Source organism: Achromobacter colocynthidis (assembly GCF_057334535.1).
In genome coordinates this window covers 87,350-102,708 of the sequence record NZ_JBHFIZ010000022.1, presented here as the reverse complement: position 1 = coordinate 102,708, position 15,359 = coordinate 87,350, and the positions used below count along the sequence as shown (strand labels likewise).

The 15,359-nt window shown below is 66.5% G+C and carries 12 protein-coding genes; 6 read left to right on the top strand and 6 right to left on the bottom strand.

Features of this window, described 5'->3' with window-relative positions:
• Positions 1–5 precede the first annotated feature (5 nt).
• The 5 genes from ACE04A_RS07390 (at position 6) to ACE04A_RS07370 (ending at position 6,217) form a co-directional block, all read left to right on the top strand.
• A complete protein-coding gene (locus tag ACE04A_RS07390; protein WP_463095818.1) occupies positions 6–1,202 on the top strand; it encodes an acyl-CoA dehydrogenase family protein in 1,197 nt (398 codons plus the stop codon).
• Positions 1,203–1,211: 9 nt separating this feature from the next.
• On the top strand, positions 1,212–2,345 hold the full coding sequence (locus ACE04A_RS07385) for an acyl-CoA dehydrogenase family protein (protein ID WP_448716218.1): 1,134 nt from the start codon (positions 1,212–1,214) through the stop codon (positions 2,343–2,345).
• 17 nt (positions 2,346–2,362) lie between these two features.
• The gene (locus ACE04A_RS07380) at positions 2,363–4,297 is read left to right on the top strand and encodes an acyl-CoA synthetase (protein WP_485819996.1); all 1,935 of its coding nucleotides are present in this window, start codon (positions 2,363–2,365) and stop codon (positions 4,295–4,297) included.
• Between the two features lie 76 nt (positions 4,298–4,373).
• The gene (locus tag ACE04A_RS07375; protein WP_485819995.1) at positions 4,374–5,360 is read left to right on the top strand and encodes a tripartite tricarboxylate transporter substrate binding protein; all 987 of its coding nucleotides are present in this window, start codon (positions 4,374–4,376) and stop codon (positions 5,358–5,360) included.
• 170 nt (positions 5,361–5,530) lie between these two features.
• The gene (locus ACE04A_RS07370) at positions 5,531–6,217 is read left to right on the top strand and encodes a GntR family transcriptional regulator (RefSeq protein ID WP_448716220.1); all 687 of its coding nucleotides are present in this window, start codon (positions 5,531–5,533) and stop codon (positions 6,215–6,217) included.
• 69 nt (positions 6,218–6,286) lie between these two features.
• Here the strand turns inward: ACE04A_RS07370 and ACE04A_RS07365 are convergent, their stop codons facing one another.
• Positions 6,287–7,168 (bottom strand): LysR family transcriptional regulator, encoded by an 882-nt coding sequence (locus tag ACE04A_RS07365; protein WP_448716221.1) that lies wholly within the window; start codon positions 7,166–7,168, stop codon positions 6,287–6,289.
• A gap of 138 nt (positions 7,169–7,306) precedes the next feature.
• Here ACE04A_RS07365 and ACE04A_RS07360 point away from each other — a divergent pair, with 138 nt between their 5' ends.
• Positions 7,307–8,839: an MFS transporter gene (locus tag ACE04A_RS07360; protein ID WP_448716222.1), complete on the top strand. Its 1,533-nt coding sequence runs from the start codon at positions 7,307–7,309 to the stop codon at positions 8,837–8,839.
• Between the two features lie 23 nt (positions 8,840–8,862).
• On the opposite strand, the gene ACE04A_RS07355 is transcribed toward ACE04A_RS07360, so the two are convergent.
• From ACE04A_RS07355 to ACE04A_RS07335, 5 genes are all read right to left on the bottom strand, one after another.
• On the bottom strand, positions 8,863–10,146 hold the full coding sequence (locus ACE04A_RS07355; protein ID WP_259246717.1) for a cystathionine gamma-synthase family protein: 1,284 nt from the start codon (positions 10,144–10,146) through the stop codon (positions 8,863–8,865).
• Between the two features lie 68 nt (positions 10,147–10,214).
• Positions 10,215–11,240, bottom strand: coding sequence for a response regulator (locus ACE04A_RS07350; RefSeq protein ID WP_100856072.1), 1,026 nt, complete (start codon positions 11,238–11,240; stop codon positions 10,215–10,217).
• A gap of 33 nt (positions 11,241–11,273) precedes the next feature.
• Entirely contained in the window at positions 11,274–12,284 is a 1,011-nt protein-coding gene (locus ACE04A_RS07345; RefSeq protein WP_259246715.1) for a chemotaxis response regulator protein-glutamate methylesterase, read from the bottom strand.
• Positions 12,281–14,665: a hybrid sensor histidine kinase/response regulator gene (locus ACE04A_RS07340; RefSeq protein ID WP_485819994.1), complete on the bottom strand. Its 2,385-nt coding sequence runs from the start codon at positions 14,663–14,665 to the stop codon at positions 12,281–12,283. The genes ACE04A_RS07345 and ACE04A_RS07340 overlap by 4 nt, the downstream gene beginning before the upstream one ends.
• Complete coding sequence (locus ACE04A_RS07335) at positions 14,662–15,327, bottom strand: chemotaxis protein CheW (RefSeq protein ID WP_448716224.1); 666 nt, start codon at positions 15,325–15,327, stop codon at positions 14,662–14,664. The genes ACE04A_RS07340 and ACE04A_RS07335 overlap by 4 nt, the downstream gene beginning before the upstream one ends.
• Positions 15,328–15,359 lie beyond the last annotated feature (32 nt).

Sequence of the window (15,359 nt, the reverse complement as noted above, 5' to 3'; positions counted from 1 at the left end):
CCGACATGGACTTGGAATTCACCCCCGAAGAAAACGCCTTCCGCGACGACGTGCGCGCCTTTCTGGCGGCCAAGCTGCCCCGGCGCCTTTCCGACAAGGTTGGGCTGGGCAAGCTGCTTACCAAAGACGACATGGTCGAATGGCACGCCATCCTGAACCAGCAAGGCTGGCTGGCCAGCCACTGGCCCGTGGAATACGGCGGCACCGGCTGGAGCGCCACGCAAAAATTCATTTTCGACAACGAGTGCGCGCTGGCCGCCGCGCCCCGCATCGTGCCCTTCGGCCTGAGCATGCTGGGGCCTGTCTTGATCAAGTACGGCAACGAAGCGCAGCGCCAGTACTGGCTGCCGCGCATTCTGGACGGCAGCGACTGGTGGTGCCAGGGCTATTCCGAACCCGGCGCGGGTTCCGACCTGGCTTCCGTCAAGACCACCGCCGTGCGCGACGGCGACCATTACGTCGTCAACGGGCAAAAGACCTGGACCACGCTGGGCCAGTACGCCAACATGATTTTCTGCCTGGTGCGCACCTCGCAGGAAGGTCGGCGCCAGGAGGGCATCAGCTTCCTGCTGATCGACATGAACAGCCCGGGCATCGAAGTGCGCCCCATCATCACGCTGGACGGTGAACACGAAGTCAACGAAGTGTTCTTTTCCGATGTGCGCGTGCCCGTCGAGAACCTGGTAGGCGAAGAAAACCGGGGCTGGACCTGCGCCAAGTACCTGCTGACCTACGAGCGCACCAACATTGCCGGCGTGGGCCAATCCACCGCCGCGCTGGAACGCCTGAAAGCGGTGGCCGCCAAGCAGAAAAAGAACGGCCGCCCCTTGGCCGAAGACCCTGACTTTGCCGCCCGCCTGGCGCGCGTGGAAATCGAACTGGCCAATATGCGCACCACCAACCTGCGCGTGGTCGCGGCGGTGGCGGGCGGCGGCGCACCCGGCGCCGAAAGCTCGATGCTGAAGATACGCGGCACGCAGATTCGCCAGGAAATCACGGCCTTGAACCGCCGTGCCATGGGTCCGTACGCGCGCCCCTTCGTGCCCGAAGCGCTGCACGACGGCTACGACGCCGCCCCCATCGGCCCCGAAGGCGCCGACAGCGCGGCGGCGCAGTACTTCAACAACCGCAAGCTGTCGATCTTCGGCGGCTCCAATGAAATTCAGAAAAACATCATCTCGAAGATGATCTTGGGACTGTAAGGGCCGGCCATGAACTTTGAACACACCGAAGACCGGCGCATGCTTTCCGACATGCTGCGCCGCTTTGTTAGCGAGCAGTACGACTTCGCCACCCGCGAACGCCACGCGCAATCGGCCCAGGGCTACAGCGTGGAATTCTGGCGCCGCTATGCGGAACTGGGCGCCATCGGCGCCTTGTTCTCCGAGGCCGATGGCGGCCTGGGCGGCGCGGGCTTTGATATCTCGGTCGTCTTCGAGGCGCTGGGACGCGGCCTGGTCGTGGAACCTTTTTTGGACGCCTTGATGGTGGGCAGCGCCATCGCCGCCGCCAGCACGCCCGCGCAACGCGAAGCCGTGGACGGCCTGATCTCGGGCGCCATCACCGCCGCACTGGCACAAGCGGAACCGGAGTCCGGCTATGAACTGGCACGGGTCAGCACGCGCGCCGAACCGTCGGGCGACGGCTGGGTGCTCAACGGCGCCAAGGCCGTGGTCACGGCGGGCGAACACGCGGACCTGTTCCTGGTGTCGGCGCGCACGTCCGGTGCGGAAGATGACGAAGCCGGCATCAGCCTGTTCCTGGTCAGCGCCGGCACGCCGGGCCTGGCGGTGCGCGGCTACGGGCTGATCGACGGTGGACGCGCCGCCGAAGTCACGCTGACCGACGTCAAGCTGGGCCCCGAGGCCTTGCTGGGCGAGGCCGGTGCGGGCTACCCGCTGCTGGAGCGCGCCACCGGGCGCGGCATCCTGGCGCTGTGCGCCGAAGCCGTGGGCGCGATGGACTGCGCCCGCGACGCCACGTTGGAATACCTGCGCACGCGCCGCCAGTTCGGCACGCCCATCGGCAGCTTCCAGGCCTTGCAGCACCGCATGGCGGACGTGCTGCTGGAAATTGAACAAGCGCGCTCGGCCGTCATCAACGCCGCCGCCGCGCTGGACAACCCCGACCGCGTCACCCGCGAACGCGCCCTGTCCGCCGCCAAGTTCACCATCGGCCGCATCGGCACGCTGGTGGCCGAGGAAAGCATCCAGTTGCACGGCGGCATCGGCATGACCTGGGAACTGCCGCTGGCGCACTACGCCAAGCGCCTCGTCATGATCGACCACCAGTTGGGCGACGAAGACCATCACCTGCGCCGCTACATCGCGTTGGCGCAGGCGTGAACGGAGGCCAGCCCGATATGACGCAGGCCCACGCTGCTCTGCCACCGCTATCACCTCCGTTCTCGGCGCCGTTTCTCGTGCGCAGCGCCGCCGCCGTGCAACGGCTGCAAGCGCGCCCGCTGGCGGAAACGTTGACGGTGCAGAGCACCTACGAGATCTTCCGCAACTCGGCCGCGGCCTTTGGCGACAAGACCGCGCTGACCTTCCTGCGCTCGGCGGACCCGGACGACGAGGCCATCCGCTGGAGCTATCGCGAGCTGCTGGCCGGCATCCACCAGACGGCCAACCTGCTGCACGACCTGGGCGTGCGCGCGGACGACGCCGTGGCCGTGATGCTGCCCGGTTGCCTGGAATACCACCTGGCGCTGTGGGGCGGCGAGGCGGCCGGCATTGTCCAACCGCTGAACCCGCTGCTGACGGAAGACAAGCTGGCCTCGCTGATGACCACCGCGCGCGCCAAGGTGTTGATCGCCTACGGCGCGGACGCCGATTGCGAAATGTGGTCCAAGGCGCTGCGCCTGCGCGAGCGTGTGCCGACCCTGCAAACCCTGCTGCGCGTGGCGCCGCACACCGAAGCGCTGTCGGACCGCCCCGCGCTGCCCGACTACGCGCTGGACTTCAACGCCAACCGCTCGGCGCAACCGGCCGACCGCCTGCTCAGCGAACGGGTCATCCGCGCCAGCGACGTGGCGGCCTACTTCCACACGGGCGGCACCACGGGCGCGCCAAAGCTGGCCATCCACACCCACGCCAACCAGGTCTTCACCGCCTGGGCGGCCGTGCAGTTGCAGAACGCGGGGCCGACGGACGTGGTCATCAACGGCTATCCGCTGTTCCACGTGGCGGGCGTGTTGCCGGCCTCGCTGGCGGCCTTGTCGGCCGGCGTGGAAACCGTCATCCCCACCCCCATGCTGCTGCGCAACCGCGACGTGCTGCGCAACTACTGGCGCTTGGTGGAAAAGCATCGCGCGACCTCGCTGCAAGGCGTGCCGACCATACTCGCGGCCCTGGCCGACGTACCGCTGGCGGGCGCCGATATCTCGTCGTTACGCTACTGCCGCACCGGCGCCGCGCCGCTGCCGGCTGAACTGGCGGCGCGCTTCAAGCGGCTGTTCGGCCTGCAAGTGAACGAAAGCCTGGGCATGACGGAAATGGCCGGCATCTCGTCCATCACGCCCCCGGGCTCGGTGTTTCCCGTCAACTGCGTGGGTTACCCACTGCCCTATGTGCAGGTGCGCATCGTTGGCCTGGACATTCCCGCCGGGCAAGCCGCGAAGGACTTGCCACCGGGCACGCCCGGCATGGTGCTGTTCAAGGCGCCCAACGTGATCCCCGGTTTTCTGGACCCCGCCGACACCGCCCGCGCCTTCACCGAAGACGGCTGGCTGATCAGCGGCGACGTGGGCTTCATGGATGCCGAAGGCCGGCTGCACCTGCAAGGCCGCGCCAAGGACTTGATTATCCGCAGCGGCCACAACATCGACCCCAAGACCATCGAAGACGCGCTGGCCACGCATCCGGCCGTGCACCTGTGCGCCGCCGTCGGCGCGCCGGACGCCTATGCCGGCGAATTGCCGGTGGCTTTCGTCACACTGATGGAAGGCGCGCAGGCCACCGAAGCCGAACTCGTTGCCTACGCGGCCGCGCACGTGGATGAAGGCCCGGCGCGGCCCAAGCGCGTCATCGTGCTGGAGGCCATGCCCATGACCAACGTGGGCAAGATCTACAAACCTGATTTGCGCCATCTGGCCACTGCCGTATCGGTAGAGGCCGTGGTGGCGCGCACCCTGCAAAAGGCCGGGCTGGCGGAAGACAGCAAGATCTTCCGCGTGCTGGCCGATGCGCAACCGGATGTCGCTGTTGAAGCGGCAGCCGGCGTGTCCGCGCCGCTGAAGGAGCAGTTGCGCGAAGCGTTGGCGCGCTTGCCGGTCAAAGTCGTGTTGCGCGACTGAACCGGGGCGGTCCGACCAACACAACTCATCACCACACACCACAACAAACCACAACACACACCACTGGAGACAACCCATGCTGAAGATGCCGATGCGTCGCGCCTGCCTGGCCGCCTTGTTGCTTGCCACCACCAGCGCCGCCTTGCCGCTGGCCGCCAGCGCGCAAACCGACTTTCCCACCAAGCCCATCACGCTGATCGTGCCCTTCCCGGCCGGCGGCTCCACCGCCCGCCACCTGCGCATCGTGGCGCAGGACGCTTCCAAATACCTGGGTCAGCAGGTCATCGTGGAAAACCGGCCCGGCGCGGGCGGCACCCTGGGCACGGCCACCATGGCGCGCACCGCCAAGCCGGACGGCTACACGATCAGCCTGTACACGCTGGCCATGCTGCGCATGCCATACATGCAGAAAAGCAGCTGGGATCCCATCAACGATTTCAGCTTCATCATCGGGCTGTCGGGCTACACCTTCGGCTTCACGGTGCGCTCGGACTCGCCGTACAAGACCTTCAACGAATACATCGAGGCCGCGCGCAAGGCGCCGGGCACCATCGACTACGGCTCCACGGGCGTGGGCTCGTCGCCGCACCTGCTGATTGAAGAAATCGCCATCAACGCCAAGGTCAAGCTGAACCACGTGCCGTTCAAGGGCAACGCCGACATGCAGCAGGCGCTGCTGGGCGGCCACGTCATGGCGCAAAGCGACGCCACCGGCTGGGACCAGTTCGTGGACTCCGGCAAGATGCGGCTCTTGGTCACCTTCGGCGAAAAGCGCACCACGCGCTGGCCCGACGTGCCCACCGCGCAGGAGCTCGGCTACAAGGTCGTGTCGACCTCGCCGTACGGTCTGGCCGGCCCCAAGGGCATGGACCCGGCCGTTGTGAAAACGCTGCATGACGCCTTCAAGAAAGCGCTGTTCGACAAGGCCAGCATGGACGTCATGAAGCAACTGAACCAGGAACCCGCGTACCGCAACAGCGCGGATTACAAGGCCTGGGCCCAGGCGACGTATGTGAAGGAAAAGGACCTGATCGAGTATCTGGGGCTGATGGCGAAGGATTGACCGGGCGGCCGGGTAAAGCGCCCTGAAGCAGGGCCAAAACAAGCCGGACGGGACGGCGGCTTTCTTTGCATGCTACGTTTGTATGCAAAAAATGTCTGCCTTTCCTGTCCGGCTTTTTGATAGACTGGCTGCCCGATTGTTTTCCCCTCCGGCCGCCGCAGCCGCGCCCCATGACTCAGGAAGTTCCGCTAGACCCCAGCGCCGACGATATTGCCAAGGAAGTGGCCGCCGCCATCGTGGCGCACAAGCTTCCCCCCGGCACCCGGCTGCGCGAAGAGGCGCTGGCGCGGGTCTACAAGGTCAGCCGCACCAAGATTCGCGCGGCGCTGCTGATGCTGTCCAAGGACAAGCTGATCAACATCGTTCCTGACAAGGGCGCGTTTGTCAGCAAGCCGGACGCCAACGAGGCGCGCGAGGTCTACGCCGTGCGCCGCATCCTGGAAGCCGCGCTGGCCAAGGAATTCGTGGCGCGCGCCACCGCCGCCGACTACCGCCGTATTGACGCCCACCTGGCCGAGGAACGGCTGGCGCTGGAAGCCGGCGACGTGCAAAAGCGCAACCATCTGCTGGGACACTTCCACATTCTGCTGGCCGAAGTCGTAGGCAATTCGGTGCTGACGGGCATGCTGCGCGAACTGTCCGCGCGCAGCGCCGTGATCACCGTGCTGTACCAAAGCTCGCATGACGCCAGTTGCTCGTCGCAAGAGCACCACGCTTTCATCGAGGCCGCGCGCGCGGGGGACACCGAACGCGCCTGCGCGCTGATGGACGAACACCTGGAACACGTACAGACCGCGCTGAATTTCACCGACGACAGCGCGGGCGGCGGGGACTTGGTCACGGCGCTGCTTAGCTAAGCTGGCTGAGCCAACGACCCGGCAGTGGCCAAGCGCCCCGGCCCGCGTTCGTCTTAGCCCGCGTTCGCCTCACCCCGCCTTCGCCCCCCCCAGCATTTGCTCCATGCGCTGCTGCAACCACAGCTCGGTCGCGCTTAACGACGCGCCTTGCAGCCACAGTGTGCGCACCGACAACATCGGCAAGGACAGGCCGGTACACGGCACCCGCGTCAGCGTTCGGCGAAAGCTCTCGTATTCGGCGATGTTCAGCGGCAGGATCGCCCAGCCCAGTTCGTCCGCCGCCATGCCGGCAATGCTGTAGAAGCTGTCCGTGCGCCAGACGGTGGGACTCAGCACCACCTCTTCCACGCCTTCCATCTGCATGACCAGTTGCCGGTAGCGCGCCAGGTCACTGCGAGTGACTTCGGCCAGCGCCGCCAGCGGATGCCCCGACGCCACGAATACCGCCTGCGCCACGTTGCCCAGGTAACGGTGCGCGAAGGCGCTGCCGGGGTCGCCCCGGTCAAAGTGGAACGCGATGCTGGCGCGACCCTGCTGCACGTAGTCGGCCACCTCGGTCGCGGTGCCGTTCAACTGCGTCAGTTCCAGCGCGGGAAAGCGGTCGGCAACTTCCACCATCAACGCGCCCAGCACCTGATACGGCAGCGCTTCGTCCAGCGCAATCGACAACCGCGCGTCCTGCCCCGCCGCGAAAGACAGCGCCCGCTGGTCCAGCCCGCCCGCCTGACGCAGCAGTTCACGCGCTTCTTGCAGCATCACTTCGCCGGCGGGCGTCAGCGTGGCGTTGCGCCGCGAGCGGTCGAACAATTCCACACCCAGGTCGGCTTCCAAGAGGCCCACCGACGTGCTGACGGCAGACTGCGCGCGGCCCAGCGCACGCGCCGCCGCCGAAAACGAACCGGCATCCGCCGCCGCCACGAAATGCCGAAGTTGATCCAGGGTCCATTGCATGTTGCCCTCCTTAATTCATCTATTTTATAGATGGAATCAAACTTTTTAAGGCAAATAAACAGATAGATAATGCCGACCTTGCACTCGTAGCGCCGCCGAAACCGCGCGGCCGGGTGTGGTTTACACAGGAGTAGAACTATGCAGCGGACTCATTCGAACGCTGTCGCCACGGCCGACCCGCGCCGTTGGCTGGTGCTGGGCATTGTGTCCATCGCCTTGTTGTTGATCGTGGTGGACATGACGGTGCTGTATACCGCCCTGCCCCGGCTCACGCACGAACTGGGCGTCACCGCGTCTGAAAAATTATGGATCGTGAACGTGTACGGCTTGGTCGTATCGGGCCTGTTGCTGGGCATGGGCACGCTGGGCGATCGGCTGGGCCACAAGCGCCTGTTCATGATGGGGCTGGTCGTCTTCGGCGTGGCCTCACTGGCCGCCGCCTATTCGCCGGGTGCGGCGTCCCTGATCGCGGCCCGCGTGCTGCTGGCGGTGGGCGCGGCCATGATGATGCCGGCCACCCTGTCCATCATCCGCCTGACGTTCGCCCAGGAACGTGAGCGTGCCGTGGCCATCGGCATCTGGGCGTCGGTGGCGTCCGGCGGCGCGGCGCTGGGGCCGGTGGTGGGCGGCGTGCTGCTGGAGCATTTCTGGTGGGGCTCGGTGTTCCTGATCAATGTGCCCATCGTGCTGCTTGCGCTGCCGCTGGCCTGGCGTTGCATCCCCGCCAGCCGCCCCGCCACTGCCCGCCCCTGGGACCTGATGGGCTCCTTGCAAGTCATGGCGGGCTTGATCCTGTGCGCCTATGCATTGAAAGAACTGGGCCGCGCCACGACTTCGTGGCTACATGCCGGGCTGGCTTGCGCGGCCGGGGTCACCATCTTGACCTTGTTCGTGCGCCGCCAGCGTCGCCGCCCGTATCCGCTGATCGACTTCGCCATCTTCCGCAACGCCACCTTCAGTTCGGGCGTAGCTGCCGCGCTGTTCGCGGGCGCCGCGCTGCTGGGGCTGGAACTGGTGTTCAGCCAACGCCTGCAATTGGTGCTGGGCATGTCGCCGATCCAGGCCGCGCTGTTCATCCTGCCGCTGCCGCTTGCCGCCTTCGTGGCGGGGCCGCTGGCGGGCTGGCTCTTGGCCTATGTGCGTGGGCCGCGCCTGATGTTCCTGGCGCTGGCCGTGTCGGCCGCGGGCATGGGCGCTTATCTGCTCTGCTATGACGGCGCCATCCTGCCGCAGATGCTCAGCCTGAGCGTGCTGGGCCTGGGCATCGGCGCAACCATGACGGCGGCGTCCAGCTCCATCATGCAAAGCGCCACGCCGGAACGCGCCGGCATGGCGGCGTCGATTGAAGAGGTGTCCTACGAATTGGGCGGCGCGCTGGGCGTGACCTTGATGGGGTCCATCCTGTCGGGCGTTTATGCCAACACGCTGGACGTGCCCCCTGCCCTGGCGGCGGCGCCCGCGCTGGGTGACAGCTTGCGTGACAGCCTGGACGAGGCGTTGATCGTGGCGGAAGGCTTGCCGACAGACCTGGCGGCCACCTTGACGCACTTGGCCAAGACCGCGTTCGACACCGGCTATGCCGCCGTGATCGCCACCGCCACCGTCATGCTGCTGGCCACCGCCGCGTTCGTGCTGCTGAACCGCACGCGCCGGCAGCCGGCCCCGGGCTGAGCGCGGGTCCCCGTCAGCGCATATCAGCGAATCCGAAAGGCGTGGTCCATGTCGGCGATCAGGTCTTCTTCGTGCTCCAGCCCGATCGAAATCCGGATCAGCCCTTCCGACACGCCCGCCGCCTCGCGTTCCTCGGCCGGTACGCCGGAATGCGTCGTGGACGCCGGGTGGCACACCAGCGATTCCGTGCCACCCAGGCTGACCGCCGACTTGAACAGATGCAGCGCGTTGATAAAGCGGAACGCCCGCTCGCGGCCGCCATCAAGCACGAAGGCGAAGGTTGAGCCGGGGCCGGTGCACTGGCGCTTGTAGACCTCTTGGTAGGCGCGGTCAGAGATCATTTCCGGATGAAAGATGGCCACCTTCTCATATGGATTGCCGGCCAGCCATTGCGCCACCTTGGTGGCCGTGCGCGCCGCCTGCTTCATGCGCAGCACCACCGTTTCCATCGAGCGCGTAATCATCCAGCAGGAATGCGGGTCCAGTTGCGAACCGAACGCGCTGCGGATGGCGCGCACCTTCTTGATCAGGTCCTTGCTGCCCGTGACGGCGCCCGCCACCAGGTCGCTGTGGCCGCCCACGTATTTCGTCAGCGAATACACGCACAGGTCCACGCCATGGTCGGCCGGCTTTTGAAAAATGGGCCCCAGCAGCGTGTTGTCGCACACCGACACCGGGCGATAGCCGTGGCGCGTTTCAAAGGCATCCAGCTCGTTCTTCATGCCTTCGAAATCGATCAGCGCGTTGGTGGGGTTGGCCGGCGTTTCCACGTAGAGCACGCGCACGGGCCCCTTGGTCGCCGCTTCCTCCAGCGCCGCGCGCATGGCCTTGGGCGACAGGCCGTCGCGGATGGCATGCGAGCCGATGCCCCATTCCGGAAACACCTTGGCAATCAACGTCTCGGTACCGCCATACAAGGGCAGCGACTGCACCAGCTGGTCGCCGGGGCGCAAGAACGCCATCAACACGGCGCTGATGGCGGCCATGCCGCTGGCCGTAACCGCCGCCGCTTCGGACCCATCCAGCAAGGCCAGCCGGTCTTCCACGATTTCCAGGTTGGGATGATTGAAGCGGCTGTAGACCAGCCCGGCCGATTCGCCTTGCGGCAGGGGCTTGCGGCCCGACACCACATCAAAGAAGGCCGCGCCGTCCTCGGCGGACCGGAACGCAAAGGTAGACGTCAGAAAGACAGGCGGCTTGACCGCGCCTTCGGACAGAAAGGGGTCATAGCCATAGGACATCATCTGCGTTTCCGCATGCAGCGGGCGTCCAAAAATATCCTTCTTGTGATAAGTCGAATACGTCATGGTGTGCCTCTTACTCTGGGATTCCAGCCGACCGGGCAGGCGCGTGTCGCATGTTGCGACGATAACGCCTATTCGTCCGCTTGCATCTGGCCGGGCACGACGCGATTGCGGCCGTTGCGCTTGGCCTGGTAGAGACCGCGGTCCGCCGTGAGGATCAGGTCGGTGCAGGGCTGGTCATTCGTGGGAATGGCCGTGGCCGTGCCGATGCTGACCGTCAGCCAGGGCCCTGACCCCGTATCCTTTTGCGGAATCTGCATGGCCTCGACCGCGCGGCGCAGTTTTTCGGCTGCCAGCCGCGCGCTGCCACCGGGCGTGCCGGGCAGCACCAGTGCAAACTCTTCCCCGCCAAAGCGGGCGGCCAGGTCGGTGGAGCGGTCGCAACTGGCGAAGATGGTGTTGGCCACGCGCTTGAGCGCTTCGTCGCCAGCTATGTGCCCATAGGTATCGTTGTAGGCCTTGAAGTGGTCCACATCGATCATCAACATGCTGATCTCGCGCCCATCGCGGCGCGCGCGCAACCATTCGGCGTTCAGGTATTCATCGAAGTAGCGGCGGTTGCCCAGGCCCGTCAAGCCGTCGGAATTGGTCAGCCGGCGCAATTCCATATTGCTTTCCAGCAGTTGCTGCTGGCTTTGGCGCAGCGCCTGGTAGGCCTCGTCGCGCTGCACCAGCGCCAGATACGAGCGCGAGTGGTAGCGGATGCGCGCCACCAGTTCGATGGAATCGGGCAGCTTCACCAGATAATCGTTGGCGCCCGAGGAAAACGCCGCGCTCTTGATGGCGGCGTCTTCCTTGGTGGACAGCACGATGATGGGAATGTCGCGCGTGACCGGGTGGTTGCGGTATTCCTTCACCAGGCTCAAGCCGTCCACGCCCGGCAACACCAGGTCTTGCAGGATGACGGTGGGCCGCGTCTGAATAGCCACCGTCAGCGCCTTGTAGGGGTCCGAGCAATAGTGGAAATCGATATTGCCCTCGACGACCAGCGCCCGCCGGATCGCTTCGGCCACCATGACCTGATCGTCAACCAGCAGCACCATGGCCGCGTGCGCGCTCAAATCCGCCGAGCCTGCGCTGTCTATGGGAGGGTGCATCGCTATTCCTTGATGTCTGGCAATGTTGGGCGCTCAGGCCAAGGCCTGGATCACGCGCGGCGCGATCTGGTCCAACGGTTTGATTTCCACCGCCGCCTGCAAGGCGGCCGCCGCCTTGGGCATGCCGTACACGGCACTGGTGGCCTGGTCTTGCGCAATGGTCAGGCAGCCGCGTTCACGCATGGCCTTCAGGCCGCGCGCGCCGTCCTGACCCATGCCGGTCAGCAGCACGCCCACGGCGGTGCCGCGCCAGTGCTGCGCCACGCTATGAAAAAACACGTCGATGGACGGCCGGTACAGGCTTTCCTTGGGGTCCGGGGTGTAGCGCAGAGTGCCGTCGGCCAGCAGGTGCAGATGGTCGTCGGTGCCCGCCAGCAGGATCTGGCCCGGCAAGGGCCGTTCACCTTCGCGCACCAGCCGCACGGGCAACAGCACCTGGTCGTTCAACCAGTCGGCCATGCCCGCCGCAAACGACGCATCCACATGCTGCACCAGCACGATGCCGGCGGGAAAACTCAGCGGCAGATCGCGCAGCAGTTGGGCCAGCGTGGCCGGCCCACCCGCCGACGCCCCGATGACCAGCAGCCGTTGCGCATCCGCGCGCGCGGCCGCGTGGGGCACCGGGGTCAAGTTGGGCCGGCTGCCGTAGCGGCCAATCAACCAGCCGATGTTGCGGATCTTGCGCAGCAAGGGCGCGGCGGCGCTGCGCAGGTCGCCCCCGCCGACCACGGGCGTATCCACCGCGTCCAGCGCGCCGTGGCCCATGGCGTCGAACACGCGCGCGGTGTGGCGCGCCACGTCCACGGTGACCACCACAATGGCGCACGGCGACTCGGCCATGATGCGGCGCGTGGCCTCCACCCCATCCATGACGGGCATGATCAGGTCCATCAGCACCACGTCGGGCCGGTCGCGCGCGCACTGCGCCACCGCCTCTTCGCCGTTGGACGCCACCCACGCCACTTCCAGCCCCGGTTCCAGCGCGATGGCGCGCCGCAGGGCTTCGACCGCTATTTGCAGATCGTTGACGATGCCGATTCTCACGTCAGTGCCTTTCCGATCAGGTCTTCGACGGCGTCCAGCAACGCGTCGTCATGGAAACTCCCCTTGGCCAGATAGTAGTCAGCGCCGGCATCCAGCCCGCGCCGCCGATCTTCCTCGCGGTCTTTGTACGACACCACCATCACCGGCAGGCCTTGCAGCTTGGCGTCGGCCTTGATGCGCGACACCAGTTCAATGCCATCCATGCGCGGCATGTCCACATCGGTCACGACCAAATCAAAATCTTCGCCGCGCAGCATGTTCCAGCCATCCATGCCGTCAACCGCCACGGCCACGTCAAAGCCCCGGTTCACCAGCAGCTTGCGTTCCAGTTCGCGCACGGTCAGGGAATCGTCCACCACCAGCACGCGCTTGCGGCGGCGCGTCTGCGCGACCTGACCCGCGCCGTCCACCCGCGTCAGGCGGCCGGCCTCGATCAGCTTCCGCACCGACAGCAGCATGTCTTCCACGTCCAGAATCAAGAGCGGCGTGCCGTCGTCCATCAAGGCGCCCGCCATCACGTCCTGCACCTTGCCCAACCGGTGGTCCAGCGGCTGCACCACCAGCGTGCGCTCGCCCACGTAGCGGTCGACCGCGATGCCGTAGCGCTTGTCGTGATCGCCCACCACCACCACCGCCACGGATTCCGTTGCGGGCGCGGGCTCGCCGCCCCGCAGGATCTGCCGCGCGGCCACCAGCCCAACCTGCCGGTCCATGAACCGAAAATGCTGATGGCCTTCCAACTGTTCGATGTCTTCCCTGCGTACCTGCAAGGCATGGCTGACGTAGGCCAACGGAAATGCATAGATCGCGCCCTGTACCTCAACCAGCAGGCTGCGTACCACCGACAGCGACAAGGGCATTTCCAGCACGAAGCGCGTGCCCTGCCCGCTGGTCTGATGAATGCGCACCGCGCCGCGCAACTGGCGCACCATCGTCTGCACCACGTCCAGGCCCACGCCGCGCCCCGATATCTCGGTCACTTCGCCGCGCGTGCTGAAGCCGGACAGGAACAGGAATTCCAGCAGTTCGGCTTCGCTCAGGCGCGCCGCGGTGTCGGCCGTGGTCAGCTTGCGCTGCACGACTTCGATGCGCAGTCGGTCCAAGGAAATGCCCGCGCCGTCGTCGCTCAGTTCCACCACCAGCATGCCGGCAGAGTGCCTCGCCGACAGCTTGATCAGGCCTTCCGGGGGCTTGCCGGCGTCCAGGCGGTCCATCGGCATTTCAATGCCGTGATCCACCGCGTTGCGCAGCAGATGCATCAACGGCGCGTCCAGCTTTTCAAGAATGTCGCGGTCCACCTGCGTGGTGTCGCCCTCGATTTCCAGCCGAACCTGTTTGCCCAGCGAGCGGCCCAGGTCGCGCACCATGCGCGGCATGCCGCCCACGCCGTCGCCAAAGGGCCGCATGCGGCAAGCCAGCGCGGTGTCGTACAGGCGTTGGGCCAGATGGCTCATGCGCCAGCCGAACTCATCGACTTCGTTGGTGCGCTGGGCCAGTTCCTGCTGGCATTGCTCAACAATGCGCTGGGCGTCGTCCAGCGCCGCCTGCGCGCGCGCATCCACATGCTGGCCGGCCAGCGCGCCGCGCACGCCGTCCAGCGCCTGCGCCGCACCCGCCTGCAAGCGCCGCAGACGCAACATGGAGGCGCCGAACGGGCCAACCCAGTGCGACTCCACCAGCGTCTCGCTGGACAGGCCCAGCAATTTGTTCAGCGTGTCGGCGGTAACGCGCAACACGCGCTCGCCTTCGAAGATGCCCTGGTCGGAACTGCGGCGTGTCGTCGGCTGAGCGGGGGGTACTGTCGGCGGCGGTGGCGTCACTGCCAAGCTCGGGCTCGGGCTGGCGGTCGGGAGTGCACTCGAACCCGCAGTGGGTACCGCCGCCGTTGCCGCCGTCCGGCCCGGTTGCGGGACACGGGCCGAGGCCGGCTCATCCTCGAAGCGCTGGATCGGCGGCAAAAAATCCGACGGCCTGGGCGGACGGGGCGGCGGGGGCGCAACCGCCGGCGCATTGCTCAGGCGCACCACCAGCTCATCGATCTCCCCGCCCAGTTCCGCGCCGGGCGTGGCCACCCGTTGCAGCAGGTCAGTGCCCAGCAACAAGGCATCGATATCATCCGCCTGCAAGCGCAGCCGCCCTTCCTGCGCGGCCACCAGGCAGTCTTCCATGGCGTGCGCAATACGCACGGCGGGGTGCAGGTCCACGATGCGGGCGGCGCCCTTGAGCGAATGCGCCGCGCGCATGCAGGCTTCAAGCTGGGCCGCCGATGTCGGGTCGTGTTCCAGCGCCAGCAGGCCGTTGTTCAGCACCTGCACCTGGGTGCGGGTCTCTAGCTGGAACAGCTCAAGCAAGGAGGCGTCGCGCATCTCGTCCGGGTTCACGCCAGGCTCCGTTCCAAAGCTTGCATCAACAGGGCTTCATCCAGCACACCCACGCTGCGACCACCGCATGGGGCCACCCCGCGCGAGTACTTCAGGCTGGCGCCCTCTACGGTGGACGGCAGCGGTTCCAGTTGGTCCAGGTTGACGGCATGAATGCCTTCAACCTCGTCCACCGGCAGCACCACGGCCCGGCCCGCGCCGCCGAAGATCAGCATGCGGGCCGCGCCGGGGCGCTCGCGCGTGTCATCGCCCGCCGCGTCCAGCCCCAACAGCCGCGCCAAGGACACGCACACGGTCAAGGTGCCGCGCACATTGGTCACGCCCAGCACCGCCGGGTCGCGGCGATGCGGCAGCGCCAGGATCTGGCGCGTGGCGGCCACCTCGTCCAAGGCCCGCGTCGGCAGCGACAGCCATTCCGCGCCAACGCGAAACACCAGCAGCGACGACAAGCGAATGTCTTGCCGGGGCTGCTCGATATCGCTGTCAGACGAATCAAGTTGCGGCGGCAACCGGTCCAGAATGCGTTTGGCGGCCGCCGCATAGACCGGGCAGTTGCGGCAATGCACATGCGTGGGCAACTGGTCGCAGCTTTTGTCGCCACGGATACCGATGCGGTTCCAGCAGTCGTCAATGTCGGACAGGCGCGCAAGGGACTCAATCACGTCGGGCCTCCTGTCGCGCCGCGGGGGGGGGG